The sequence below is a fragment of the Streptomyces viridifaciens genome, from assembly GCF_001888885.2.
Classification (GTDB): domain Bacteria; phylum Actinomycetota; class Actinomycetes; order Streptomycetales; family Streptomycetaceae; genus Kitasatospora; species Kitasatospora aureofaciens.
In genome coordinates this window covers 780,070-804,636 of the sequence record NZ_CP090840.1, presented here as the reverse complement: position 1 = coordinate 804,636, position 24,567 = coordinate 780,070, and the positions used below count along the sequence as shown (strand labels likewise).

The 24,567-nt window shown below is 70.8% G+C and carries 27 protein-coding genes and 3 pseudogenes; 20 read left to right on the top strand and 10 right to left on the bottom strand.

Features of this window, described 5'->3' with window-relative positions; translation table 11 throughout:
- The first annotated feature begins 55 nt into the window (after positions 1 to 55).
- From BOQ63_RS03695 to BOQ63_RS03680, 4 genes are all read left to right on the top strand, one after another.
- Positions 56 to 1,012 (top strand): AraC-like ligand-binding domain-containing protein, encoded by a 957-nt coding sequence (locus BOQ63_RS03695; RefSeq protein ID WP_030556591.1) that lies wholly within the window; start codon positions 56 to 58, stop codon positions 1,010 to 1,012.
- A gap of 741 nt (positions 1,013 to 1,753) precedes the next feature.
- The gene (locus tag BOQ63_RS03690; RefSeq protein WP_030556589.1) at positions 1,754 to 2,428 is read left to right on the top strand and encodes a winged helix-turn-helix domain-containing protein; all 675 of its coding nucleotides are present in this window, start codon (positions 1,754 to 1,756) and stop codon (positions 2,426 to 2,428) included.
- Complete coding sequence (locus BOQ63_RS03685) at positions 2,425 to 3,684, top strand: sensor histidine kinase (RefSeq protein WP_360331547.1); 1,260 nt, start codon at positions 2,425 to 2,427, stop codon at positions 3,682 to 3,684. Before BOQ63_RS03690 ends, BOQ63_RS03685 begins: the two co-directional genes overlap by 4 nt.
- 200 nt (positions 3,685 to 3,884) lie before the next feature.
- On the top strand, positions 3,885 to 4,790 hold the full coding sequence (locus BOQ63_RS03680; RefSeq protein ID WP_072653375.1) for an endo alpha-1,4 polygalactosaminidase: 906 nt from the start codon (positions 3,885 to 3,887) through the stop codon (positions 4,788 to 4,790).
- A 114-nt stretch (positions 4,791 to 4,904) separates the two neighbouring features.
- Here the strand turns inward: BOQ63_RS03680 and BOQ63_RS03675 are convergent.
- From BOQ63_RS03675 to BOQ63_RS03665, 3 genes and pseudogenes are all read right to left on the bottom strand, one after another.
- Positions 4,905 to 5,223, bottom strand: a pseudogene (locus BOQ63_RS03675) (ISKra4 family transposase); the annotation flags it as partial.
- A 26-nt stretch (positions 5,224 to 5,249) separates the two neighbouring features.
- Entirely contained in the window at positions 5,250 to 5,573 is a 324-nt protein-coding gene (locus tag BOQ63_RS03670) for a hypothetical protein (protein WP_232543203.1), read from the bottom strand.
- A gap of 224 nt (positions 5,574 to 5,797) precedes the next feature.
- Positions 5,798 to 6,760: a LysR family transcriptional regulator gene (locus BOQ63_RS03665; protein WP_063737849.1), complete on the bottom strand. Its 963-nt coding sequence runs from the start codon at positions 6,758 to 6,760 to the stop codon at positions 5,798 to 5,800.
- A gap of 134 nt (positions 6,761 to 6,894) precedes the next feature.
- On the opposite strand from BOQ63_RS03665, the gene BOQ63_RS03660 reads away from it, so the two are divergent.
- The gene (locus BOQ63_RS03660) at positions 6,895 to 7,257 is read left to right on the top strand and encodes a carboxymuconolactone decarboxylase family protein (protein WP_030556579.1); all 363 of its coding nucleotides are present in this window, start codon (positions 6,895 to 6,897) and stop codon (positions 7,255 to 7,257) included.
- A 134-nt stretch (positions 7,258 to 7,391) separates the two neighbouring features.
- Here BOQ63_RS03660 and BOQ63_RS03655 read toward each other — a convergent pair whose 3' ends face one another.
- A complete protein-coding gene (locus BOQ63_RS03655) occupies positions 7,392 to 8,390 on the bottom strand; it encodes an AraC family transcriptional regulator (RefSeq protein ID WP_079183388.1) in 999 nt (332 codons plus the stop codon).
- A 316-nt stretch (positions 8,391 to 8,706) separates the two neighbouring features.
- Here BOQ63_RS03655 and BOQ63_RS03650 point away from each other — a divergent pair, with 316 nt between their 5' ends.
- The 6 genes and pseudogenes from BOQ63_RS03650 (at position 8,707) to BOQ63_RS03625 (ending at position 12,154) form a co-directional block, all read left to right on the top strand.
- Positions 8,707 to 9,213, top strand: a complete 507-nt coding sequence (locus BOQ63_RS03650; RefSeq protein WP_072653373.1) for an anthrone oxygenase family protein — start codon at positions 8,707 to 8,709, stop codon at positions 9,211 to 9,213.
- 458 nt (positions 9,214 to 9,671) lie between these two features.
- Positions 9,672 to 10,094, top strand: a complete 423-nt coding sequence (locus BOQ63_RS03645; RefSeq protein WP_072653372.1) for a GntR family transcriptional regulator — start codon at positions 9,672 to 9,674, stop codon at positions 10,092 to 10,094.
- Positions 10,091 to 10,441, top strand: a pseudogene (locus tag BOQ63_RS03640) (ATP-binding cassette domain-containing protein); the annotation flags it as partial. The gene BOQ63_RS03645 and the pseudogene BOQ63_RS03640, both read left to right, overlap by 4 nt.
- Before the next feature lie 347 nt (positions 10,442 to 10,788).
- Positions 10,789 to 11,187: a peptidoglycan-binding domain-containing protein gene (locus BOQ63_RS03635; RefSeq protein ID WP_030556571.1), complete on the top strand. Its 399-nt coding sequence runs from the start codon at positions 10,789 to 10,791 to the stop codon at positions 11,185 to 11,187.
- Positions 11,188 to 11,308: 121 nt separating this feature from the next.
- Positions 11,309 to 11,680: a peptidoglycan-binding domain-containing protein gene (locus BOQ63_RS03630; protein WP_072653371.1), complete on the top strand. Its 372-nt coding sequence runs from the start codon at positions 11,309 to 11,311 to the stop codon at positions 11,678 to 11,680.
- Positions 11,681 to 11,749: 69 nt separating this feature from the next.
- Positions 11,750 to 12,154: a peptidoglycan-binding domain-containing protein gene (locus BOQ63_RS03625; RefSeq protein WP_078938495.1), complete on the top strand. Its 405-nt coding sequence runs from the start codon at positions 11,750 to 11,752 to the stop codon at positions 12,152 to 12,154.
- A 152-nt stretch (positions 12,155 to 12,306) separates the two neighbouring features.
- On the opposite strand, the pseudogene BOQ63_RS03620 reads toward BOQ63_RS03625, so the two are convergent.
- Positions 12,307 to 12,468, bottom strand: a pseudogene (locus BOQ63_RS03620) (IS5/IS1182 family transposase); the annotation flags it as partial.
- Positions 12,469 to 12,890: 422 nt separating this feature from the next.
- Here BOQ63_RS03620 and BOQ63_RS03615 point away from each other — a divergent pair.
- The 8 genes from BOQ63_RS03615 (at position 12,891) to BOQ63_RS03580 (ending at position 17,783) form a co-directional block, all read left to right on the top strand.
- A complete protein-coding gene (locus BOQ63_RS03615; protein WP_030556563.1) occupies positions 12,891 to 13,307 on the top strand; it encodes a peptidoglycan-binding domain-containing protein in 417 nt (138 codons plus the stop codon).
- Positions 13,308 to 13,332: 25 nt separating this feature from the next.
- Positions 13,333 to 13,749, top strand: a complete 417-nt coding sequence (locus BOQ63_RS03610) for a peptidoglycan-binding domain-containing protein (protein ID WP_030556561.1) — start codon at positions 13,333 to 13,335, stop codon at positions 13,747 to 13,749.
- A 25-nt stretch (positions 13,750 to 13,774) separates the two neighbouring features.
- Positions 13,775 to 14,167 carry a peptidoglycan-binding domain-containing protein gene (locus tag BOQ63_RS03605; protein WP_030556559.1) on the top strand — a complete coding sequence of 131 codons (393 nt, stop codon included), beginning with the start codon at positions 13,775 to 13,777 and terminating at the stop codon, positions 14,165 to 14,167.
- 84 nt (positions 14,168 to 14,251) lie between these two features.
- Positions 14,252 to 15,328, top strand: coding sequence for a C40 family peptidase (locus BOQ63_RS03600; RefSeq protein ID WP_030556558.1), 1,077 nt, complete (start codon positions 14,252 to 14,254; stop codon positions 15,326 to 15,328).
- Positions 15,329 to 15,474: 146 nt separating this feature from the next.
- A complete protein-coding gene (locus BOQ63_RS03595; RefSeq protein WP_030556556.1) occupies positions 15,475 to 15,846 on the top strand; it encodes a peptidoglycan-binding domain-containing protein in 372 nt (123 codons plus the stop codon).
- 47 nt (positions 15,847 to 15,893) lie between these two features.
- Positions 15,894 to 16,259 carry a peptidoglycan-binding domain-containing protein gene (locus tag BOQ63_RS03590; RefSeq protein ID WP_050366104.1) on the top strand — a complete coding sequence of 122 codons (366 nt, stop codon included), beginning with the start codon at positions 15,894 to 15,896 and terminating at the stop codon, positions 16,257 to 16,259.
- A gap of 49 nt (positions 16,260 to 16,308) precedes the next feature.
- The gene (locus tag BOQ63_RS03585; RefSeq protein ID WP_078938496.1) at positions 16,309 to 16,500 is read left to right on the top strand and encodes a peptidoglycan-binding domain-containing protein; all 192 of its coding nucleotides are present in this window, start codon (positions 16,309 to 16,311) and stop codon (positions 16,498 to 16,500) included.
- Positions 16,501 to 16,955: 455 nt separating this feature from the next.
- Positions 16,956 to 17,783, top strand: coding sequence for an alpha/beta fold hydrolase (locus tag BOQ63_RS03580; RefSeq protein WP_072653370.1), 828 nt, complete (start codon positions 16,956 to 16,958; stop codon positions 17,781 to 17,783).
- A gap of 459 nt (positions 17,784 to 18,242) precedes the next feature.
- On the opposite strand, the gene BOQ63_RS03575 is transcribed toward BOQ63_RS03580, so the two are convergent.
- From BOQ63_RS03575 to BOQ63_RS03560, 4 genes are all read right to left on the bottom strand, one after another.
- Positions 18,243 to 19,172 (bottom strand): NmrA family NAD(P)-binding protein, encoded by a 930-nt coding sequence (locus tag BOQ63_RS03575; RefSeq protein ID WP_030556549.1) that lies wholly within the window; start codon positions 19,170 to 19,172, stop codon positions 18,243 to 18,245.
- Between the two features lie 360 nt (positions 19,173 to 19,532).
- Positions 19,533 to 20,654: a PP2C family protein-serine/threonine phosphatase gene (locus BOQ63_RS03570; protein ID WP_072653369.1), complete on the bottom strand. Its 1,122-nt coding sequence runs from the start codon at positions 20,652 to 20,654 to the stop codon at positions 19,533 to 19,535.
- Between the two features lie 176 nt (positions 20,655 to 20,830).
- Complete coding sequence (locus BOQ63_RS03565; RefSeq protein ID WP_072653854.1) at positions 20,831 to 21,637, bottom strand: zf-HC2 domain-containing protein; 807 nt, start codon at positions 21,635 to 21,637, stop codon at positions 20,831 to 20,833.
- A 25-nt stretch (positions 21,638 to 21,662) separates the two neighbouring features.
- Entirely contained in the window at positions 21,663 to 22,265 is a 603-nt protein-coding gene (locus tag BOQ63_RS03560) for a sigma-70 family RNA polymerase sigma factor (RefSeq protein ID WP_167395647.1), read from the bottom strand.
- Positions 22,266 to 22,682: 417 nt separating this feature from the next.
- Here BOQ63_RS03560 and BOQ63_RS03555 point away from each other — a divergent pair, with 417 nt between their 5' ends.
- Entirely contained in the window at positions 22,683 to 23,966 is a 1,284-nt protein-coding gene (locus tag BOQ63_RS03555) for a vanadium-dependent haloperoxidase (protein ID WP_079183385.1), read from the top strand.
- 119 nt (positions 23,967 to 24,085) lie between these two features.
- Here BOQ63_RS03555 and BOQ63_RS03550 read toward each other — a convergent pair whose 3' ends face one another.
- The gene (locus BOQ63_RS03550; protein WP_072653368.1) at positions 24,086 to 24,520 is read right to left on the bottom strand and encodes a MarR family winged helix-turn-helix transcriptional regulator; all 435 of its coding nucleotides are present in this window, start codon (positions 24,518 to 24,520) and stop codon (positions 24,086 to 24,088) included.
- Positions 24,521 to 24,567: the final 47 nt, after the last annotated feature.

Here is a 24,567-nt window from a genome sequence, read left to right as displayed (position 1 = left end):
CTCGGACCGGTCCGAGAGTGGGGGAGAACCACCCGCACAGCACCCGGAGCCCTCCATGTCCGTCATCCTGACCGCGCACACCTCCGCCACGGCGTCACCTCGCGACCGTGCCGGGCACTGGCGCGCGCTGGTGTCCGGCACGTTCGTCCCGCTCGACGTGATCGTGCACGAGGACGCCTCCCCGGTCGGGACGATCACCAGCCGACAGCTCGGCCGGCTCCGGATCGCCGAGGTCGAGGCGGGTCCGCAGACCGTGTCCCGTAGCCGGCGCCGCATCTCCCAGGGCGGTGCGGAGTTCCTGACGGTCACCCTCCAGCACCGCGGCACCGCGAGGCTCACGCAGGACGGCCGGCAGGCGCTGGTGGGCCCGGGCGGCTTCACCCTCGCGGACGAGGGCCGCCCCTACCTGCGGGAACACCGTGAACACTTCCGCTTCACCGCGTTCCGGCTGCCCAAGGCGGCGCTCGGGGTGACGGACGACGAACTGCGCACCGTCACCGGCACGGCGTTCGACGGCGGTTCGGCAACCGCCGGGCTCGTCGCCGCCTACCTGAAGCAGCTCGCGGCACAGCCGGCGGACCTCGACCCCGGCACCGCACACCGGCTCGCCCTGACCGCCGCCGACCTCCTGGCGGCACTGGTCCACGAGCGCGGTGGGCTGCCGGCCCGCCAGCTGCCGGAGGGCACCCGGAGCATGCTCGCCCGGGTCGAGGACTACGTCCTGCGCCACCTGGGTGAGCCCGACCTCTCGCCCGCCCGGATCGCCCATGCGAACCACATCTCGGTGCGCTACCTGCACAAGCTGTTCCACACCCAGGGGACGACGGTCAGCCGCTGGGTACAGCGCCAGCGACTGGAGCGCTGCCGGCGCGAACTGTCCCGCCCGGCCAGGGCGGCACCGACCATCTCGGGAGTGGCCGCCCGCTGGGGCTTCGTGAGCACCTCCCACTTCAGCCGCTCCTTCCGCGCCGCCTACGGCATGTCCCCGCGCGAATGGCAGGCCATGACCTGACGACGGCCTGCCCCCCCGATGCGGGAGCCCGCAGCAGGCCCCCGTCGTCCCCCGGCGGCATGACGGCGGCGACGCGGTGAGGAGGTCGTCGTGCCGTAGCCGGTGGGGTTCTGAGCTGCTGGTTGTGTGCCCAGTCCCTCGAATCAGCGGGGTGGGTGCCGGACCATGTCGCCCGAGCTCGCTGAACGCCGAGCTCACCGCGACAGGCTGCACCGCCCCCACCCCAAGGACCGGGTCCGGTCCCGCCGTGGGTGAAGAATGCGACCGCGGAGCCGCTGCTCCCGGACCCCGCGCCGTGCAGTCCTGCTGGCGGCCACCACGAACTCGCCCTGTTTACGGGTGGTACTTCTCCGCGACGGTCTGGGCGAGGCCCAACGAGGAGTCCAAGGTGACGCGGACGGTGACGGCGCCGGTCTTCGCGGCCGTCTCCAGCTGGTCGGTGGTGCAGTTCGTGGTGCCGTAGCCCTCGCTCCCGGCGGCCGAGCCGGAGCCCGCCTGGCCGAGCGTCTGTCAGTCGGGATCGGCCGGGATGCCCTGGTGATCCGCGCGCTGCCAGATCCGGCACCCGGGCGGGTCCGCGTGCTCGGGGTTGACGACTTCGCCCTGCGCAAGGGCCATCACTACGGCATCGTCCTGATCGCAACGGCCGCTGGGACGGTGCCGTTGGTCCGGGTTCGCTTCACGGGTGCGGCCCGCCCGGCCGAGCGTGAGGCCGATCTCGGCCCGGTAGGCTCACCTGTCGTGCGCGTACTGGTGATCGAGGACGATGCGGGCCTGGCCCCGGTGGTTGTGCGGGGGCTGCGGGAGGCGGGATTCGCCGTCGATCTGGCCGGTGATCTCGCCGAGGCCGACCTCAAACTGGCCGTCAACGCCTACGACTGCATGGTGGCCGACCGCTCCCTGCCGGACGGGGACGCGCTCACGCTGGTCGCTGCCCTGCGCAGGGCGGGCTCCAGGCTTCCAGTCCTCCTGCTCACTGCACTGGACGCCGTCGCCGACCGGGTGGCCGGCTTCGAGCACGGCGCTGACGACTATCTCGTCAAACCGTTCGCGTTCGCCGAGCTGAACGCCCGGGTGCGGGCGCTGTGCCGTCGGGACCAGCCCGCGCGGCTGCCCGAGTTGCGGGTCGGCGATCTGGAACTCGACTTCCCCCGCCGTCGGGTGCGCCGCGCCGGTGTGCTGCTCACCCTGACCGCGAAGGAGTTCGCGGTGCTGGAGGTGCTGATGCTGCGGGCCGGCGAGGTGGTCACCCGCAGCGAGCTCATCGAGCGCTGCTGGGACGAGCACACCGAGCCGCTCTCCAATGTCGTGGACGTCCTCATCGGCCAGCTGCGCCGCCGGCTCGGGCCGCCCGAACTCATCGAGACGGTCCGCGGCGCCGGGTACCGCCTCGCCGATCCGGCCGATCGCCCGTGACCGGGCGTACGCCCGCCGTCGCACGCCTGTACCGCGTCCGGTGGGCGATGACCCTGCTCTTCGCCACCACGACCGCGGCCTGCCTGGTGGTGCTCGCCGCCGTCGCCGTCCACACCGACGGCCGGTCCCGTGCCCGTGGCCTGGACGACACGGTGAGCCACGGCGCCGACGGCCTGGCGCGAGTGCTCTACTACGACGACGGCGGAGTACTGCGCCTCGACGGGATCTACGACGACAGCCTCGCCGACCACGCCATGGCCCTCGGCGTGATCCAGGCCGCCCCGGGCGCGGCTCCGCAGCTCCGCCACGCCCAGCCCGCGCGAACCGCCCTGCCGGACCAGACCCGGCTGGAGGAACTCTGGCGGACGGTCCAGCGCGAGCAGGAAACCGTGGTGGTCACCGCCCCCGCGGCCGACGGCCGTTCGTACCGCTGGGCCGTGGCCCCGGTCTGGGACGGCAAGGTCCTCGACTCCGCCGTCCTGGTCGGGACCGACCCCGCGCGCAGCGAGGCGGACCACGTGCGGCTGGTCGAGTGGCTGGCCGCCGGCTGCGCCGTGCTCGTGCTGGTGGCGGCCGCGGTGGGCCACCTGCTGACCGGGCGCGCCATGCGACCCGCCCTGCGCGGACTCGAACAGCAGGAACAGTTCCTCGCCGAAGCCGCACACGAACTGCGCACGCCGCTCGCCACCCTGCGCGTGGTGGTGGAGCAGGGCGACACCGCCGAGGGTGGGGCACCGGCAGCCCTGGACGAGGCGACCCGGCTGGTCGACCGGCTGGGGCGCCTGGTCACCGGACTGCTGGCCCGGGCCAGGGTCGAGGCGGGCACCCAGGAGATAGAACGCACCCCACTGCGTCTGGACCAACTGGTCGAGCAGACCGTGGAGGAGCTGCCGGACACGGACGGGGTGACGGTCAGCGCCGAGGCGGTCGTCGTCGAGGGAGATCCCGAACTGCTGGCCCAGGCGGTCCGCAATCTCGTCGAGAACGCCCTCCGCCACGGCGGCGGCACTCCGGTCGAGGTCACGGTCACCGCCGGCCGGGTCGCGGTGCGCGACCACGGCCCCGGCGTGCCTGCAGGGGAGCACGAGCGGGTCTTCGAGCGCAGGGTCGCCGGAGCGGGGAGCACCGGCACCGGCACGGGACTGGCCATCGTACGTTGGGTGGCCGAACTCCACGGTGGCACCGCTCGGCTGTCCGAAGCCCCCGGAGGCGGGACCGTGGCCGAGTTGTGCCTGCCGGAGCGGACGAGCGGCTGAACCGCGAGGGCCGACCGGGCACCGGTGACACCGTTCCGGTACCTCATCCTCCGCTCATCCGGCGTCGGAGACAGTAGAGCCGTCCACTCGTCCCAAGGGATCGCAGGAGGCGATGACGCGCCAGGCGGCAGCGGCTGTGACACCGCGCCGGTCGCGGCGCCCGAAGCAGGCACGGTCCCCCGACAACCGGAATATCGATCATGCATGTGAACAGGGTTCTCTCCCAGCGCTCGGTCGTGGCGCTGACGGCATCGGCCGTCATCACCTCGTTTCTCACCACCGCCTGTTCGAGCGGCGGGAGTTCCGAGGAGGCGCCCTCGTCGTCCCAGGGGGCGCCGGCTGCGCCCGGCACGCCTTCGGGTGAACCCGGCGGGCGACCGTCCCAGGTGACGCTTCCCCCGGTACACGCGGGCTTCGACTACCAGCTCGGTGGTCCCTCCACCCCTGCGCCGGGCGTGACCGTCGTCGCCCGTGACCACACGGCGCCGCCCGCGCAGGGCATCTACAACATCTGCTACATCAACGGCTTCCAGGCCCAGCCCGGTGCGGAGAAGGAGTGGGACGCCGACCTGCTGCTCCGTGACAAGGCGGACGCGGTCGTGATGGACAAGGAATGGGGGGAGGCGGTGCTGGACGTCCACACCGATGCCAAGCGCAAGCGGATCGCGCAGAAGGTGAACACCTGGATCGACGAGTGCGCGGCCAAGGGATACCGGGCCGTCGATCCCGACAACTACGACAGTTACACCCGGGTGCCGGGCGGGCTGCTGACCGCGGACGACGCCAAGGCGTTCCTCTCCCTGCTCGCGGCCCGCGCGCACGAGAAGGGCCTGGCCATCGGCCAGAAGAACACGCCGGAGCTCGCCCCGGTCCGCAAGGAGGTCGGCGTCGACTTCGCCGTGGTGGAGGAGTGCGGCCAGTACAACGAATGCGGCGACTACACCGCCGCGTTCGGTGACAACGTGATCGTCATCGAGTACACCGACTCCGGCATGAAGACCGCGTGTCGAGGCTGGGGAGACAAGGGCAGCATCGTGCGGCGGGACAAGAACCTCGTGCCTGCGGGCAACGCGGGACACCTCCGCCGGACATGCGGCACGTCGTGATCCCCGAGAACGAGGCCGGTGGGGCGTATGGCGCAGCCAACCCGGACGCGGCTGCTACCAGAAGCGGACTTGACGTCCTCTGACGAATGGGATTCGGGTCCGGCAGAAGTCGTCGTCGACCGCGGCGGCGACCACGAGTCCTTCCAGCCTGCGCTTGCCGCGCACGTTCCCGCAGCGGCGCTCGACCGCGTCGTGGGCCTGGTCGAACGAGCCGCGGACGGCTTCGGTGACCGCGAGCCGTTGTAAGCCGGTCGAGTGCCGGCCCGCCGGCAGGGACAGCGCCCGGTCGACGGGAAGAACGTTGCCCACACCCCGGCCCCAGTGGGCGACCCGGGCGACCCGGACCATCCATCTCTTCCTCCTCCCGCCTGGCCCGCAGGTCCAGATGGTCCTGCAGTAGCTGCCGTAACAGTTCCCGCCCAGTCGTCTCGACCCCATCGGCGGCCTCGGGCAGCGCCCTCAAGGGTTGTCCAGCGCTGTTGCGAGACCCTCATCACGCATGCCTGGCAAAACGTATCCGTCGTTCTCGTCCCAGGGGACGTCGAGGTCGTCCATGTGCACGTGCCACTGCGCTCCTGGCAGGGCACGGTGCAACTCGGTCACGGCGTCCAGCACATGGGCGATCACCGGCAGTGCGCGGCTGGGATCGAGCGGCATCTTCGTGGACCCGGCCACGATCTCGTCCGGCTCGCTGCCAGAGCTGTCGTACAGGTAGAGGCTTTCCTCGTCCTGGTACGGGAAGGACGACATGTGGGCGGCGACAATTCGCTCGACAGTGGCCATCTCGGCATTCGTCAGTGGCATCGCCCGGCTTGCGCGGTAGTAGAGAGACGCTCATGCCGCGAGCGTACTGAGGAGGTATGACGACGCCTGCCGGCACCCGCCGCCCGACGCGGGGCAGTCGACGCCTGCCACCGCCAACTGGCCGACCACCTCGACCAACTCCACTACCACACCACCCCCCACGGCGGCTGACCCATCGCCACCGGCCGCCGGGGACGCGCAGGTCAGGGGATGTTCAGCAGGTCCGGCGGCCGGTTGAAGAGGTCGTAGGCGGTACCTGGCGCTCCGTCCGTGTCCGGAACGGGCCTCGCACCGACCGCCTCGACGAAGGCGAGGACCGCAGGGTCGGGGACCTCTGACGGCCAGGCGAGCACGACTCGGCTCGGCGGGTAGTCGGTCAGCGGGACGAAGGCGATGCCCTCGGTTCGGTGGCGGTGGGTCGCACCGGCGGGGAGGATGCCGACGGCACCCTGCCACACGACGGCATGCAGGCACTCGGACACCGTGCGGACCACCGGCCCCGAGCCGGTGCCCGCAGACCGCTCCACCGCCTCGCCGCTGTCGGCCTCGCCGAGCCAGTACCGCCGCCAGGCGGCGTCGGCGTCCTCGGGCAGGCGGATCCACGGTCGGCCCAGCAGGTCGCCGACCCGCAGATGGGGCCGCCGCGCCACGGGGTCGTCCGCCGGAACCGCTGCGACCAGCGGCTCGGTCTCCAGCAGCCGGACCGCGAGGCCCGCGGTGTCGAACGGGAGCCGAGTCAGAGCGACGTCGACCCGACCGGACCGCAGCCCCGCCGTCGGGTCGCTGATATCCGCCTCGCACAGCCGTACTTGCGCGTCGGGATGGGTACGGCGGAAGGCTGCGGCCGCGCGGGGGCCGAATTCGAGACCGGCTCCGGCAACGGTGCCCACCACGATGGTGCGCCGCCGGCCCGTCTCCCGTACCCGTTCCCGCGCCCGCTCGGCCGCGTCGAGCAACTCCTTTGCCTCGCCCAGCAGAACCGAACCGGCCTCAGTGAGCCGTACGCCCTGCGCGGACCGCTGGAACAACTGACAGCCGAGCTCGTTCTCGAGCTCACGTATGCGCTGACTGAGCGGGGGCTGCGACATGTGCAGCCGCGCAGCCGCGCGACCGAAGTGCAACTCCTCGGCCACGGCGACGAAATACCGCAGGCGGCGAAGATCCATACCGTGCACCATATCGAGACGGTCCGAGGACTACCGAAACAGTCTTGGACGGCCGTGCGGGTGCGCTGGTGAGCTGGTCCCGGCGCGATCGAATGGTTCTCGCCCGACTCCTGCTCACCAACGGAGGCACTCACATGCACCAGCACAGCCACGGCTACGCCGAGCCGTCCGACCTGCAACGCGCCCGGCAGGTCGGCCGCCTCGCTCCCGAGGAGTTCGCCGCCTGGCAGTCCTTCCAGGAGGTCGTCGACCGCGGAAACGGCTCCGTGCCACGCAAGTACCGTGAACTCGTGGCGATCGCCGTGGCACTGACCACCCAGTGCTCGTACTGCCTCGACGTGCACACCGCCCAGGCCCGCCGGCACGGCGTCACCGCCGAGGAACTCGCGGAGGTCATCTTCGTTGCCGGAGCGGTGCGTGCCGGCGGGGCGCTGGCTCACGGCCTGCAGGCGATGAAGCTCTACGACGGACACCCGGTCACGTCGTCACCCTCGTAGGCCGTACCACGCACCGCCTCTGGCCGGCGGACTCACATGATCACCGAGGCTATGTTCCACGGCTACGACCGGACCCGGCCCTCCGCCGACCTCGAACGCCTCGCGGACGAAGGCGCCCGTGTATGCCTGGCCGCCTACCGCTGACGCCAGCCGTCAGGCCTGCGCAGTGATCCATTCATCGGCTCTCGGGTTGCATCCGCCGCCACCGCACCCTCCCGATGCCGCTGCGGGCTGACTCCCCGTACGCGCTTGAACGCCGTGCTGAAAGCGAAGGGAGTGCTGTACCCGACCCTGCGGGCCACCGCCGCGACGGTGGCGTCCGGTTCGCGCAGAAGGTCGGCCGCCAGGGCCAGCCGCCAGCTGGTCAGGTAGGACATGGGTGGTTCGCCGACGAGTTCGGTGAAGCGGCGGCCGAGCGCCGCGCGGGAGACCCCGGTCTGCGCGGCGAGCGACGCCACCGTCCAGGGGTGGGCCGGGTCATCGTGCAGGAGGTTCAGGGCCAGCCCGACGACCGGGTCGCTCCGGGCGGCGTACCAGCCGGGCGCGCCGGCCTCCGGCCGGGAGAGCCAGGCCCGCAGTACCGCGATGAGCAGCAGGTCCAGGAGGCGGTCGAGGACGATCTCCTGGCCGGGCTGGTCGAGGACGACCTCCTCGGACAGCAGCGCGGGCAGCGAGCTGTGCCAGGCGTCCCTCGGTAGGTGCAGGACGTGCGGCAGGGCGGTCAGCAGACGGCGGCTGACCTCGCCGTCCATCTGGTAGGTGCCGCTGATGAGTACGGCGGAGCCTTGGGGGTCGTGGCCCCAGGTGCGGACGCCGAGGTCCATCTCGTCGCACAGTTCACCGTTCGGGCCGGTGGAGACCTGGCCGGGCTGGATGACGATGAGGGGCGCGGTGGCGGGGTCGTCGGCGACGGTGTACGGCTCCGGGCCGCGTACCACCGCGATGTCGCCGGGCCGCAGGCGCACGGCCGGTTCGGCATCGGGCACCACCCATGCCTCGCCGCTGACCAGGTACATCAGCGTCAACGGCGCGCGGTCGGCGATCCGCAGGGACCAGGGCGGGCTGAGGATCGAGCGCAGCAGGAAGGCGCCGCGGGCGCGAGGGCCGTCCAGCAGGGTCGCCAGTGGATCCATGCGCTCAGCCTAGGAGTGGACGATCGCGTATGGCGATGAGCTTTTCGCCGATGGTCCGGCACCGGGCCGTGCGGCTGTACTGACAGGCATGACACCGGATCCGCCAGCCACCGTCCCCCCTTACCCGCGCACGCGCCATCAGGAAGACCCCCGCACGAGGAACATGGGCACGATCGCCATGGCGCGCGCGGAGGACCACCCGCACCACCGGGTGCCTGGACTTCTGTCCCGGGAGCCTCAGGGGTGTCCACCGCAGTGGGGCACTCCCGCCGCACGGAATCCGACAGCTCAACCGCGATACACCTGGGGAGTATCCGTGAACGGTGACATCCGCGGCATCGTTCTGCTCGCCGCGACGGTCCTCACCGGTTTGATGGCCGGGACCTACTTCGTATTCTCCGTCGCGGTGATGCCAGGGCTCGGACAGTCGGACGACCGTACGTTCGTCGAGGCGATGCAGCGCATCAACGTGGCGATCCAGAACGGCTGGTTCGTTCTGGCCTTCGGCGGTGCGTTGGTGCTCGGCCTGGTCGCCGCGTTCCAGCATCGGCACGGTGAGGGCCGCCCCGCCCTTGCGTGGATCGTCGCCGGAGTCGTGCTCTATGTGATCTCCCTGCTGATCACGATGGGCCTCAGTGTGCCGCTCAACAACCAGTTGGCGGAGGCCGGCTCCCCGGGCAGGATCCACGATCTCGCGGCCGTTCGTGCGCGGTTCGAGGCGACGTGGGTGCACTGGAACGTTGCTCGCACCCTGGTGACCACCGCATCGCTGGTCTGCCTCGTCTGGGCGATACGTGTCGCCCGCGGTGTGGGCCGGGCGTGAGTGGCGTAGGACCGAGAGTTACCGGGTCTGCCCCGGCCTGGTCGCCGCCGACGCCGTTCACGGTCCCCAGGCCGCGTACGACGGACTCCTTCGCCGGCACCGCAGCGCGGCCGCCGCGTCGCGTCCGCCCAACTCACCCTCGCCACCCGGCGGGGCCGCCTTCGTCCAGTCGGTGAGCTGGCTCCCTTCGGCCTGGCCAGTAGGGCAGGCGTCGGAGTGATGCTGTTGTGCGGTGAACCGGGCCCGCCGCCACAAACGACGCCGGTGCCGCCCTGTTGGTCACCCGTTGGGCGCAGCGGGCCTGCATCGTGGCCGTTTGCCGCTTCCCCGGGCTGATCAACGGGGCGGCACCGCCGCAGCGGCAGTTCTGAGGAACGCTGTTTCTCCACTCCCGCTTGACAGTTGGCCCTGCGATGCCGAAGCCGTCTTACTGTCATAAGACAGTAGGAGAACTGCTCGTGATCGAGTTCGTACTGGACGGCCGCTCGCGGGTGGCCACGTACATGCAGCTGGTACTGCAGGTCAAACAAGCGCTGCGGGTCGGGCTGGCACAGCCCGGGGATCAGTTGCCCAAGGTGCGGGAGGTGGCGCGAGCCCTTGCCATCAACCCGAACACGGTCCTGAAGGCGTACCGGGAACTGGAGCACGAGGGATTGGCCGAGGGGCGGCCGGGGGTCGGAACCTTCCTCGTGGGGACGCTGGCCGGTCCGTCGCTGCAGCACCAGGCCGAGCTGCGCGCCGAGTTGGTGGCGTGGCTGGACAGGGCGAGGGTGGCCGGGCTCAGCCGGGACGATCTTTCGGCGCTGATCGACACCACGGTACGGGCCGCGTTCGACGCCCCGACGGCAGTAGCAGCACGGACAACCGGGGGAGAGACATGACGGACTTGGCGTTGGAAACCGACGCCCTGGGCAAGCGGTACGGGCGCATGTGGGCGCTGCGTGACTGCTCGATGCAGCTGCCGGCCGGCCGTATCGCCGCGCTGGTCGGCCCGAACGGTGCGGGCAAGAGCACGCTGTTACACCTTGCGGTCGGCCTGCTGCAGCCGGACGAGGGGCGGGTTCGGGTTTTCGGGGAGGAGCCGCGCGGGAACACCCGCGCGTTGGCGGACATCGGCTTCGTCGCCCAGGACACCCCGCTGTAGCGGGACTTCACCGCCACCGAGTTGATCACCATGGGCGGCGAGCTCAACCGGCGCTGGGACGCGGACGTCGCCCGTCGGCGTCTGGACCCGCGCCAGCCATACCGACCGCCAGTCCACGCTGCTGGTCCGAACCGCCGGCCCGCGAGGACGGAGGCTCGTCGGCTGGGCTGTGAGAGCTGGTCACTAGAACCCTTGGCGCTGTCCTTTCCCTGTCCCTTCCCTGTCCCTCCCCCGTCCCCGGATGACCGGTCGGGTGTCCCAAGCCGCAGGTCCTCGCCCTGGGACGTCAGAGACGTCCCCTGTCAACGTCCCAGCGGGCCAATCGGGCGCGGGCCTGGTGCAGAATCCTCGCTGTCGGCTCCGGGGTGGACCGACGGATCACAGGGCGAGCCGGGTGACAGCGGCCGGCGTCCTGGCTACGGAGGATTGCGATGAACATCATGAAGAAGGCCACTCTCGCGGTGGCCGCGACCCTGCTCCTCGCCACGGGTGGCATCGCCACCGCCAACACCGCGTCGGCGGCGACCCCGATCAGCTGCGCCGGCCGTGAGTACGAGCAGGGCGGCGCGCCGTTCAAGCCCTCCGAGTCGGACAAGCACTTCGGCTTCTACAACGGCTACACCGAGACCCCGTCCCCGGACACCTTCAGCTGGGCCACCGTCGAGGCGCAGTGCCTGCTCAACACGATCGGCAGCAACCTGACCGTGGACGGCTACTACGGGCCGAAGACGCAGGACGCTGTTCGTGTCGTCCAGCGTGGGGAGAGCCTGACCCAGGACGGCTTTGTCGGCCCCGACACCTGGCCCGCGCTGCGCTTCGTCGCCTGGTGATCCCACCTCAGGCACCGGCGGCCCAGGACCTGGGCCGCCGGTGGGGCACCTCCGGCCGGCCGAAAGTCGCGAGAGTCCGCCCGAAATGCCGTGCACGACAGCTGTTTTCAGGGAGTTCGTCATGACCGAGTTCCGGCGCCGGATGGCCGCCGTCACCGCATCTGCTGCCATCGCCCTGGGAGGCGTGGTGGCTCTGGCCCCGCAGGCGTCCGCGGACGAAGCTTGCAGCTACGTCCCGGACAACTCCAGGCCCTACGTGTACCCGAACCAGAGCAACGACGCGGTCAGGCAGGCCCAGTGCCTGATCCTTTTCTACAGCGGCTTCGGGATGAACCACGCGGTGCAGATAGACGGCAAGTACGGCCAGGAGACCTACGCCGGCGTGATCTGGGTCCAGCACTGCAACGGGCTGTCGGAGGACGGCATCGTCGGCCCCAAGACCTGGGAGAAGCTCTACAACCCGAACTACGCGTGCCAGCGGTTCGACAACTGACCGTTCCGGGCAGCACCGACGGCCGGCGCGGGAACCGCCCGGCCCACCCACCACTCGAAGGGCAGACTCATGAAGGCAGCAGGCAAGCGTGCCGTACGTAACACCGCGATGCTCGGCGCGGTGGTGGCAGCCGTCGCAGGACTGACCGCGACGCCGGCCCAGGCGCAGTACGGCTACTGGCAGGCCTGCATGCAGGAGGTCGGCAGCTACCACTACCTGGGCTGGGACCTCCCGGACGTGACGCTCGGCAAGGGCTCGGGCGGCGTCTGCGTCAAGGAGCTGCAGTCCGATCTCGTGCAGCTGGGCCTCGTCCCGAGCCAGGACGTCGCCAACTTCGTGGACGGCGACTTCGGCGGCAAGACGTACGACGCGGTCGTGGCCTACCAGCGCAAGTACTCCGACGCCGGCGGCGTGGACGGCCTGGTCGGACGGAACACCTGGCACGGCCTGATCGCACGTACCGAGTTCGAGTAGGCCTCCTGGACGGCGCGGGCGGCGGCCGGGTCCGCGAGCCCGGCGGCCCCTGACCTTCGCGCCGACGCTGCGGCGCAGCCCCCGGTGAAGGGGCTGCGCCGCTCAGTGCTGTCAGGCCTTCGGGGCTTTCCAGGGAGCGTATTCGGTCGTGATCAATGGGTGCGGGTGAGGTCCTTGATCCAGATCATTGCGCCGCGGAGGTGGAGGCCGGCGAGGTGGCTTTCCGGGGTCTCGTCATACCGGGTGGCGATGCCTCGCCAGGCCTTCAGCTTGTTGATCAGGCGCTCGACGGTGTTGCGCTCCTTGTAGAGCACTGACGACCCCCGCACCGACGTGCCGGGCGACCCCTCCTGCGGGGCCGCCCGGCACGTCCGCGTTCCCCGAAGCCCGGGCCCGCGCCCCGCCAAGCGCCCGCGCCGGACGGAAACCCGTCCCACGACGCGGGCCCGGTCCGGGGGACACGTCCCTGGGACGGATGGGACGTCCGTACACCTTCCGGAGGGACCGCGGAGCACGGCAGAGTACGGCAGAGTCCTGCCGCAACAGGGTGGCCACGCGTCGGCGGCGCCAACCCGTTCGACGCGTACCGGCGGCAGCACACCCGACCGTCGACCGAGCCGCGCCCCGTGCGGCGGAGTCCGACGCGGCGACCCGACCAGGCATCACGCCCCGTACCACCGGGCGCCGTCCGTTCCGAGGGCACACCGCCCCGACACCGTCTCGCGAGGAGAAACACATGACCAGGAAGACCTTCGGCCGCGCCGCGGCGGCACTGGCCGTTGCCGGCTCGGCGCTGCTGGGCCTGTCCGGCACCGCCAGCGCCGCCCAGGGCGCGCCGTACATCGGCGACGGCTACCCCAACAACAGCCAGGCGGTGTGGTGCGTCCAGCACAACATCAACCACTTCATCGGGATCACCACCAAGACCGACCGCCCCGCGCCGCTGGCCGAGGACGGCCTCTGGGGTCCGAAGACCAAGGCCGCCGTCGAGTGGATCCAGGAGGACGCCTACGTCGACGGCCAGAAGCTCCAGGTCGACGGCATCGTCGGCCCGCTCACCGGCGACATGATCATGGGCGAGGGATACCAGTACGGCAACGGCGAGCAGGATTCCCCGTGCTGGCCGTACATCCCCACCACCTTCGGCGGCTGATCGTCCGCCACGGGAGGGGGAAGACATGACCTCGAAGCCCTTCGGCCGCGCCGCGGCGGCACTGGCCCTGGCCGGTGCCGCCCTGCTCACCCTGGCCGGGCCCGCCAGCGCCAGCCCCAGCGCCCCGACCCTCGGCGACGGCTACGCCAACAACACCCACGCCGTGTGGTGCGTCCAGCACAACCTCAACCACTTCCTGAACGTCACCACTCAGGCCGACCACCCCGCGCCGGTGGCGGAGGACGGGATCTGGGGCCCGCAGACCAAGTCCGCCGTCCAGTGGCTGCAGTCCCACACCATCCTCAGCGGCCGGTCGCTCCTCGCCGACGGCTTCGTCGGCCCGCTCACCGGGAACGCGATCATCGGCGACGGCGACCCGTACTACGTCGGCAGCTACGACGCCTACTGCTGGCAGTACATCCCCACCACCTACGGCCCCTGATCACCCGTACCGCGAGGAGCAACACATGACCGCGAAGTCCTTCGGCCGCGCCGTGCTGGCAGGGGCCGTGGCCGGAACCGCGCTGCTGGGTCTGGCCGGCTCCGCCAGCGCGTCCGACACCGCCGGCTACATCGGCGACGGCTACGCCAACAACAGCCAGGCGGTCTGGTGCGTTCAGCACCTGATCAACGACGTCGCCCGGAACAACAACCGGGCGACCATCGACGAGGACAGCATCTGGGGCCCGCAGACCAAGGACCAGGTCCTGTGGTTCCAGGCCTTCGTCCACGTGCAGCCGGACGGCATAGTCGGCCCCTTCACCGGCGACAACATCCTCTACCGCGGTGATCAGAAGTACGGCGGGAAGTCCGGCTCCTGCTTCGCCTACGTGCCCAGCGACTCGGGGCTGTTCGAGTAGCGCCCGCCCGTCGAGCACATCGGGCGTCAGGGGGCGGAGTTTGCCCGCCCCCTGACGCATCACCACGGATCCGGAGAACCCCCTGTGAAGACCATCCTTCCTGCCCGGCGCCACTGGTCGCTGGGCCTGGCCCTGGCGGCCGCACTGACCGGCTTCGGCGCCTACACCGCCTCCGCCGCAACCGCGCCGGCCCCGATCCCGATCACCTCCCCGGCCTGCCCGGCCAACCTCCAGCAGGGCGAGGCCGACGGCTGCGTCACCCAGCTCCAGGCGGAGCTCAACCTGACCGGCGCCCACCTGACCGTGGACGGCCAGTTCGGGCCCGCCACCGACAGCGCCGTGCGCACCTTCCAGGGCGCGCACCGCCTCACCGCGGACGGCATCGTCGGCCCGGCCACCAAGTCGGCGCTCGATGCGGCGGCGGCCGCCGCCTCGGGCACCGTGGACCTGCGCACCCAGTGCGGGAACCTCCAGACCGGGGCGAGCGGGCAGTGCGTCTCGACCCTGCAGACGATGCTGAACACCTTCAACGCCGGCCGCCTCGTCGTGGACGGGCAGTTCGGGCCGGCCACCGACACCGCCGTACGCAACTTCCAGGCCGCACAGGGCCTGGCCATCGACGGGATCGTCGGCACCGGCGTCAAGAACGCCCTCTACACCGGCACCCCCGCCCCGCTGCCCAGCGGCCCGATCGACTCCACCAGGGTCCTGAACGCGGCCAAGTCGTACCTGGGCGTTCCGTACGTGTGGGGCGGCGGGCACTCGCTGCGCGGCGAGGGCCCCGGCCCGTCGCTGGGCACCTGCGACGGCTACACCGGCTCGATCCAGCCCTGCCCGGCCAACACCACGGTGGGCGTGGACTGTTCGGGCCTGGTCCGGGCGGCTTTCTGGTTCGGCGCCGGCATCGACCTCGCAGGCGGCGGGGACACCACCGAGCAGACCCTGGACAAGCACCTCACCCCGATCACCGAGGCCCAGCGGCAGCCGGGCGACGTCGAGTACTTCGGCACCGACGCCCACAACACCGTGCACGTGGTGCTCTACGCCGGCACCGACTCCGCCACCGGCGCGGACATGATGTACGAGGCCAAGGAGACGGGCACCAACGTGCACTACGTCACCCTGCGCACCGGCGGCTACTGGTACCACGTCACGGCCTGACCGCCCGGCCACCGTGCGGGGGACGGCAACCGCCACCCGCGCGACACCCGAAACCACCCGCCCCGGGGCTGTTCGCCCGGCCATGCCGGCGGGGACCTCACCGTCCGTCCCGGACCATCGACCTGACCCCTGTGAAGGAAACGCCCATGCGTACCAAGCTCGCTGCCGTCGCCGCGGGAGCCGTCGTGCTCACCGGCCTCGGAATCGGCACCGCCACCACCGCATCCGCCAGCACCCCCGCCGCGTGCTCCTACTACGGCTACAGCAGCGACAACGAGGCGGAGGTGAGCTCCGGCGACAGCGGCCCGGAGATCAAGGCGCTGCAGTGCGAGCTCAACTACAGCGTGCGCGGCGCCGGTCTCCAGGTGGACGGGGTCTTCGGCAAGAACACCCTCGCCATCGTGAAGAAGTTCCAGGGGTGCGCCGGTCTCAGGCCCGACGGCATCGTCGGCCCGCTGACCTGGGCCAAGCTGGACTACCAGAGCGACATCGACACCGAGGCGAACTACCTCTGCTGATCCGGTCCGACCAAGTCCTCCCAGTCACCCGTACCGAAGGAAGAACCATGCGCAACAAGCTTGCGGCCGTTGCGGTCGCCACCCTCCTGGCCGCCGGCTTCGGTGTGACCACCGCCGGCAGCGCCTCGGCCGCGACGTCCCCGAGCCAGCTCTGCGGCGGCTACAGCACCAGCGAGCCGATGCTCTCCCAGGACGACAGCGGTGACGCGGTCAAGGCCTTGCAGTGCGAGCTCTACAACTCCCTCGCCTACATGGGCCCGGACGTCGACGGGTACTTCGGCCCCAAGACCCTCGCCGCGGTGCAGAAGTTCCAGACCTGCACCGGTCTCAAGCCCGACGGCATCGTCGGCCCGCTGACCTGGGCCAAGCTGGACTACCAGAGCAGCCAGGGCACCACCCCGGTCTGGTGCTAGGCCCCACCCCTGGGGCCCGTACGCCCCGAATGACCACCCAGCTCGCGAACTGAACGCCTCCTCCGCCCTCTTCCCCACCCCCTTCAACCTGGACGTCGACGGGCAGTTCGGCAAGAACACCCTCGCCGCGGTGAAGAGGTTCCAGGTGTGCGTCAAGCTCCCGGCCGACGGCATCGTCGGCCCGAACACCTGGTCCGAGCTGGACTTCTACGCCACCGCGTGGAAAGGGGCGACCTGCTGACGATCCGTCGCCGCAGGGGACTGACGAAGACGCTCGGCCGGATTCTCCCGGCCGAGCGTTTTCGCGTACGGCCCGTCGAACCGGGCGGCGACCCACCAGCCTGCCCGCGGGAGGGATACGACCGTACTCGTTGCCAGCCGTTCGTTGCCCCGTCCTCGTCAGGAGCACGGCCGCCGGTAGGGGTGGTGGCCGGCGTACTTCTTCCACTGGCTCTCGGGCACCGGGGTACCGGTGGCGCCTCCAGGCGGCCATGAGGTCGAATCTCCGTAGGTCCTTGAGGCAGCTGTCGTCGTGCTTCGGCGAGTGTCGGCTCGATCGGCGGGCGGGCACCACCCCGTCACGTAGGCCATCTGGGGGTCGGCGCTTGCGCCTGGTGCGGGCATGCGTTCGGCTGGCAAGCGGATGCCCGAGCATCCCTCTTCCTCCCGGGCCACCCAACACCTTATGGAGACCACATGCCCATCTGCACCACCCGCGACGGTGTCGAGATCTTCTACAAGGACTGGGGCCAGGGACGTCCCGTGGTGTTCATCCACGGCTGGCCGCTCAACGGCGACGCCTGGCAGGACCAGCTCAAGGCCGTCGTCGACGCCGGATACCGCGGAATCGCGCACGACCGCCGCGGCCACGGACACTCCACGCCCGTCTGGGACGGCTACGACTTCGACACCTTCGCCGACGACCTCAACGACCTGCTCACCGACCTCGACCTGCGAGATGTCACCCTGGTCGCGCACTCCATGGGGGGCGGCGAGCTCGCGCGCTACGTCGGCCGACACGGCACGGGGCGGCTGCGCTCGGCGGTGCTGCTGTCCGCCATCCCGCCGGTGATGATCAAATCTGACAAGAATCCCGACGGCGTGCCGGACGAGGTGTTCGACGCACTCAAGAACGGCGTCCTCACCGAGCGCTCCCAGTTCTGGAAGGACACTGCGGAGGGCTTCTTCTCCGCCAACCGCCCCGGGAACAAGGTCACCCAGGGCAACAAGGATGCCTTCTGGTACATGGCGATGGCGCAGACCATCGAAGGCGGCGTGCGGTGCGTGGACGCCTTCGGTTACACCGACTTCACCGAAGACCTGAAGAAGTTCGACATTCCCACCCTGGTGGTGCACGGCGACGACGACCAGGTCGTGCCCATCGACGCCACCGGCCGCAGGTCCGCCCAGATCATCCCGAACGCCGAGCTGAAGGTGTACGAGGGCAGCTCCCACGGCATCGCGATGGTGCCGGGCGACAAGGAGAAGTTCAACCGGGACCTGTTGGAATTCCTCAACAAGTAGAAGGCCCAGGCGAAGTCTCAGCCGACCCGGACAGCCGCAAGGTCTTACTCGCCTTCGCCCAGGACGACGAAGGAACGGCCGCCGCCCGAGCCCTCGTACTCGGGCCGGCCGACACCGAGCAGTTCCTGCACGGCGGCCTCACCCTGCGCCCCGAGACCGCGGCAACACTCGCCGCTTCACTGTGCGGCTGGGGGTTCGGTTCCTGGTTCGGCATGCGGGCCGGGAGGGATCCGCCCATGGCATGGGTCTGATGCGGTGCGATGCTGACGGCCCGGCGGCGAAGCACGGGGCGCACGACGCGGTCGGACGATGAGCTGCCTGTTTCCGTCGGCGTCGTACACCGCTCCTGTGAGTACGGTGACGGTCGTGCTGCGCGCGGTGAGCGCCGCCGCATCCTCGGATACGGCTGGGCGCGGCCGTCGCAGCGTGGTGCGTGGTTCCTCACGGCGGCTGTCGGCGTCAGCGAGTGAACAGCCCGGGGTTCTTGCGGACGAACCCGGATACTCCTTCGGCGGGCCGCCCGGTGATCTCCGCCATGCCGTCTGTCTGGCGGTCATAGCGCCCGGCCACGTGGAGGCGAGCCATGGTGGAGATGTGCTGGAGCACATGGGCCGGCAGTCCCAGTGCCGCGAGATCATTGTCGAGCCATTCCTGCAACGGGACGTCGGTGTAGCCGACCGTGCGGTGCAGAGCATCGGAGATCTCCGCGGCCAGAGCGGTGACGTCCTGTGATCGGGGACCGGTCAGCTCGTAGGTCCGGCCGATGCGCCCGGCCGGATCGGCCAGAATCTCCTCGACGACCGCGGCAACGTCACCGGCCGCGATCGGGGAGGTTCTCGCCTCGCCGAAGGGCCATCTGATCACGCCGTCCTTGGCGACCGAGGCGAACACGGTCTGGAAGAGCGGGTTCTCCATGAAGACGGTGGGCCTGACCTGGACCACGGGCAGGCCTGACCAGCCGAGAACCTGCTCGACCAGCCACTGCTGACGATGCTGATGCGAGTCGGAGCCGCTGGTGGCGTCCATCTCGGATACGGTCAGCTGCGACATGTTCACGAACGCCTCCAGGCGTCCGTAGGTGCGCGCGACCGCCGCTGTGGTCACAGCGGCCAGCAGATACTGGGCCGACACGGCCATGCCGAAGTACATCCGGCCGCAGCCGTCGAGGGCGTCGGCGACATCACGGGCATGCGTCAGATCTCCGACCACGACTTCGGCACCCGTGGCGCGCAGCGCCTGGGCACGGTCGTCGTCCTGGCGCACCAGAGCACGCACCTGGAAGCCCCGGCGCCGCAGCCCTTGGACCACGGTTCTGCCGACGGCCCCGACGCTGCCCGCAGCACCGGTCACCAGAATGGGCCGCATGCCTGCTTCCGGGCTGGAGTCCATGTCGGCAGCCTGCGGCCCGTACGGCCCGGGCGCAAACCGGGGTGACGTCCGGCCCCGGTGAAGGTCAGGCGATCGGCATGCGTCCGCGGCCCGAACTGCTGGCCCGTCCCCTCGGTCGCCGTCTCTCCCGGGCACGCGGAGTCATGAGCCGGCACCTCCGCGGTGGCCCTCCGTCTCACAGCGTCCGAGACGGCTCGGCGTGCTGGCGTCGCGCGGCCTCGGAGGGGACGTGATCAGGACCGTTCGCCGCAGCGCACCACCCTGACTCCGTCCCTCCACGCTACGCCCGCTCCCGGGAAGACTCCCGGCGGCTGACCATCCTTCGAAAGTCGGCCCTCCCGGGGGCTGACCAGGACCGAATCAGAGGGCCAGGCGGCTGATCGCGACTGCGGCCGCGTCGTCGTCGAGGTGACCGTGGACGTGGGCCAGCAGATCGTCGTGGAGAGCGCGCAGGAGCTCGCCAGGGTCGTCCTTGGCCCACACGGGCGCCCGTTCGGTGAACGGGTAGAAGAGCCCGTCGGTGTTGCGCGCTTCGATAACGCCGTCCGTGTAGAGGATGAGCAGGTCGCCAACCTCGAACGGGAAGGTCTGGACGTCGTAGGCGGTGATGCCGAAAGCGCAGCCGAGTCCGATCGGAAGGTGGCTCGCCCTCGGCGTCAGGGGGGTGACGCGGGTTCCCCGCAGGAGCAGCGGCGGTGGGTGGCCGCAGTTGATGAGGTGGACGACCGGATCGTGGTCGGGGATGTCGAGCAGGATCGCCGTGGCGAAGTCCTCGTCGGTGTCCTGCTCCGACGGTGACCGCCACTGGCTGGTGTCCCAGCGGAAGGCGGCGTCCAGGTGGATGGCGAGGCGAGGCAGGGTGGCCTGCCGATGGGCGGCCGCGCGGAAGGCGCCGAGCAGCAGGGCGGAGTTGTTGATCGAGGCCAGGCCGTTGCCGCGGACATCACCGATGAGGAGCCGGGTGCTGTGGTGGTCCGTGCGTGCGGCCGCGTACAGGTCTCCGCCCAGATCGGCTTCCTCCTCGGCGGGAATGTACAGGCCGGCGATCCGCAGCGGACCGGCGCGGTCGGGCAAGGGCTGCAGCAGCACGCTCTGCGCCGCCTCGGCGACGGACCGCACCCGGTGCAGCTGGCGCTCACGCCGGTCCCGTAGCACACAGATGCCGACACAGACGGCCGAGACGACGACCAGAGCGGCGATCTGAGCCTGGATGTTGCCGGCGGACAGGCCCTCTCTCAGCACACCGATCAGCATCTGCGCCGTCACGGCGAGCGCCCCCATCAGTGCCGTCACGCGGGCGCCCGCGAACGCCACCGTGATCGCCGGTGCCGCCACCAGCAGGGGCCCGAGGTGAATGTGCGGCGGAGCCAGCACGTCCACCACGCAGACCGCGCCGATCAGCCCCAGAGGGATCACCATCAGCGCGGGTGCGTGACCCGGCTGCCAGGAATGCCAGAACACCCGCCATGCTCGCAAGGCCATGCCCCAAGCTTTCCACCCACCTTCCCCTGCGGGAACGCGCCGCCCCGGAGGGGCCATCCGCTGCACCTTACGACTGAACGCGCCACTGCGCCTGCGCCATGACCATGGCGGCCTCCCGCCGACGGAACGACGCCGAGCCGACCGACTGGATCACGGCAGGCCGACCAGGCCGGGCGTCACGCCGGGACGGTGAGCAGCCGCTGGCCGTTGCCGGCGTAGATGTCGAAGTGACTGATCATTCCGGGGGACATGGGTACGGTTCCGGAAATCGCGGCGCCACCCGGGTAATCGCCGGCCTGCCAGGTGGCGGCGGTTGCTGTGCTGCCCGTGATCCCGACCGCTTGCAGGCTGCACGTGATCCCGGCGGGCGCTCCCTTGGCCGAGACCTGCAGGGCGCTGCCCCAGGCGGCGGGTGAGACCTTGATCGAGGCGGACACGCCGGTGGTGGGGTCGGTTCCGGAGAAGGTGCGGACCGGGGCCGGTGACGTCGGTGCGGGCTGCGCCACCTGGCTGCTCGTGGTCGCGACGGTGGCCAGCCAGGTACCGCCCGACGCTGCTGCAGCGACGATCGTCGCTGCGGCAGTGACCCCGACCAGTTGCCTCCGCACGGCGGTACGACGCCGGGACGCGGCCTGCTGGAGCAGCCGGTCGAGCCGGCTTTGGCCGGGTTGCTGCTGTACGCCCGCTGCGGCAGTGGCCGCAGGCGGCGGCTCCGGCTGCGCTCGCTCGCGTGCGGCGGCCCGCTGTACCAGCCGGTCGGCCAGTTCCCCGCTGGGCGCGGGCGGTGCCTCGCCTGCGGCCTCGGCCTCGGCCTCGCTGACCCTCGCGAGTAGCGCGGGCAGTCCCGCCAGTTCAGCATGCTCGGCCCGGCACTCGGCGCATTCTGCGAGGTGGGCGCGGACCTGCTCGGCCTCCGCCGGGGACAGCGTTCCCAGCACGTATCCGCCCAGGGACAACCGGATGGCGTCGCGGTCGCCGTTCATGGTCCGCACCTCCTTCACGACGCGGTCACGGCTCGATACCCCGTTCCTGCAGCGCCAGCCGAAGCGCCTTCAGGGCGTAGTACGTGCGCGACTTCACGGTGCCCACCGGAATGCCGAGCATCTCCGCGGCCTCGACCATCGTCCGGCCCCGGTAGTACGTCTCCAGCAGCACGGCCCGGTGCTCCGCGGAGAGGGTCCGGATGGCCTCGGCCACCGCCCAGCTCTGCAGCGTCTGCTCGATTTCGTCTTCTCCGGGCGTCTGCTCCGCGAGCCGTTCCAGCGCCTGCCCGTCGACCTCGGTAGGTCTGGCCCGGCGGGCCCGGTGGGCGTCGATGACCAGGTTCCGGGCGACCGTGCACAGCCACGCCCGGGCCGGCCCGCGCTCGGGGTCGAACGCCGCGGGGTGCTGCCAGGCCCGCAGCAGTGTCTCCTGCACGACATCCTCGGCCCATTGCCAGTCTCCTGAGGTCAGTCGCAGGACGAAGTGAAGCAGCGGCCCGGCGTGCTCCGCGTACAGCGTGCGGAGTAGTTCCTCGTCCGCGCGGGAGATGGTCCCCGTACCAGAGACACGGTTCCCGGAGCGATCCGGCTCACTCGGTGGACCGCGTCTCCGAAGACTCCACGGCATAAATCGATCATCGCATATGCCACTGATCCGTGAAATTTCGCAAAAGGTGCTCGCGCACCGAACCGTACGGTGCCCGGCGCCCGTGGAACCTGACGAGCACCGATCCCCGGGATCCCCTCCTTCCCCATTCCGCACGGAGTGAGCCGGGACGGCCGAGATGGTTCCGCCGCCCCTCAAGGCACACCCGTCGTCACGTACAGCGACCGGTGCCGCCCGCGGGCGGCTACCGGCGAACACACCGAGCGAACGACCGACCCATGCCCGCCCCCGTCGCGGGCTGATCAGCAGAGAGCACACACCCGCACCCGTGTACCTGTACTCCCTGGTCCGCAGCGGCCCGAGTGGTGCACCCGAGTGGTCCGAGCGTTACGGCCACCTGCTGCCACGGCCCGCCACCAGCGAGAAGGAGCCACTGAAATGAGTGGGAAGCAGAAGACGCTCGCCGTCCTGACCGGGACCGTCCTGGCAGCCGGACTCACCAGCCCGGCCTTCGGTTCCACCGCCGTCGACGCTCTGCCACCGACCACGAGCACGGCCGCCCCGGGGTCCGGGAGGTCGGTCGTGGAGTGGAACCGCGAGCTCATCACCATCCTGAGCGGTCCGAAAGCCCAACCGTCCACCGTCCACCCCACGCGCAGCTTCGCGCTGCTCCAGGCCGCCGAGTACGACGCGGTGGTGTCGATCACCCGGACCGCTCCCGCGTACCTGTTCTCGGTGCCGGCACCTCAGGGCGCCCGTGCGGACGTCGCAGCGGACCAGGCCGCCCACGATGTGCTGGTCGCCCTGTACCCGGCCGAGCGCGCCGGCGTGGACCGGCAGCTGAGCAGCCAGTTGTCCGCAGTCGCCGACGGCGCCCGTAAGCAGGCGGGCATCGGCGTGGGAGCGGCGGTCGCGCGCCAACTGATCAGTCTGCGGTCCGCTGACGGATCCTCGGCCGAGCCGCCGCGGTTCACTCCCGGCAGCCAGCCCGGCGACTACCGGCCCACGCCGCCCGACTTCCCCGCGCCGGTGTTCACCAACTGGGGCTCGGTCAAGCCGTTCGTGCTGACGAGCGGTAACCAGTTCCGCCCGGCAGCGCCGCCGGCCGTCGGCTCCGCCGAGTACGCCGCCGCCCTGAACGAGGTCAAGGGCCTGGGGAGCAAGACCAGTACCACCCGCACTCCTGATCAGACCGCGGCCGCGAAGTTCTGGGCGGCGGCGCCCGTCTGGAACGTGTGGAACCAGGTCGCGCAGGGCCTTGTCACCTCCGGGAACGCGAGCCTGGAGAAGGCGGTGAAGGTCTTCGCCCGGCTCGACCTGTCCCTCGCCGACACCGCGATCGCGATGTACGACGCCAAGTACGCCTACCACGTGTGGCGGCCCGTCACCGCGATCCGGCTCGGCGACACGCACGACAACCCGGGCATCGTCGGCGATCCCGGCTGGACCCCGCTGCTGCCGACCGCCCCGGACCCGTCCTACCCCGGCGCTCACGGCGCTCTCAGCCAGGCGGCGGCAACGACGCTCGCCGGAATCTACGGTGCGCAGCACCGGCTCACGGTGACCTCGAAGGGCGTCACCCGAACCTTCGCCGGCTTCCAGGACGCCGCCACCGAGGCGTGGCTCAGCCGGGTCTGGTCCGGCCAGCACACCGCCATCGACAACCAGGCCGGCCAGCAACTCGGCACGCAGGTGGCCGAGTTCGTGGCGCACCAGCTCTGACCGCCCGCGCGGCGCCAGGGCGCCGGGACCAGGAGCCGCCTCCACCCGACACGTCGGGTGGAGGCGGCCCCGGTCGGGTGACGATCATTTGGCGGAGCAGTGGGCTCGCACCGCCCCGGCTACTGCTTGGCGCGCTCGGCGAGGCGGTCGAGCGAGTCGACGTACTTGAGCATCAGGCGGGCGAACTCCAGGCGGTCGCGTTCGTTCCAGTCGGCGGTGATGCAGTCGTAGGCGTCGCGCTGGTGGCGGCGCAGGCGGGCCATGAGTTCGGTGCCGGCCGGGCTGAGGTGGAGGACGGTGCGGCGGCCGTCCTGCTGGGAGGCGGCGCGGGTCAGGTAGCCGGTCTTGATGCTGTCGCTCACCATGCGGCTGGCGACGGACGGGTCCACGCCGAGGAGTTCGGCGATCGCGCCGACGGTGACCTCCTTCCCGGAGTCCTGGGTGTGCTGCTGGACGAGGTTCAGGACGAGGGTGCGGCTCAGGTCCTTGGCCGAGATGGGGTTCTCGACCTCCAGCAGTGAGGTGCGGCGCAGCCGGCCGAAGGCCGGGCCCACGGATCGAGCAGTGGCTGGTCCCCGTGCTGGGCGGGGCGCTTCACGGC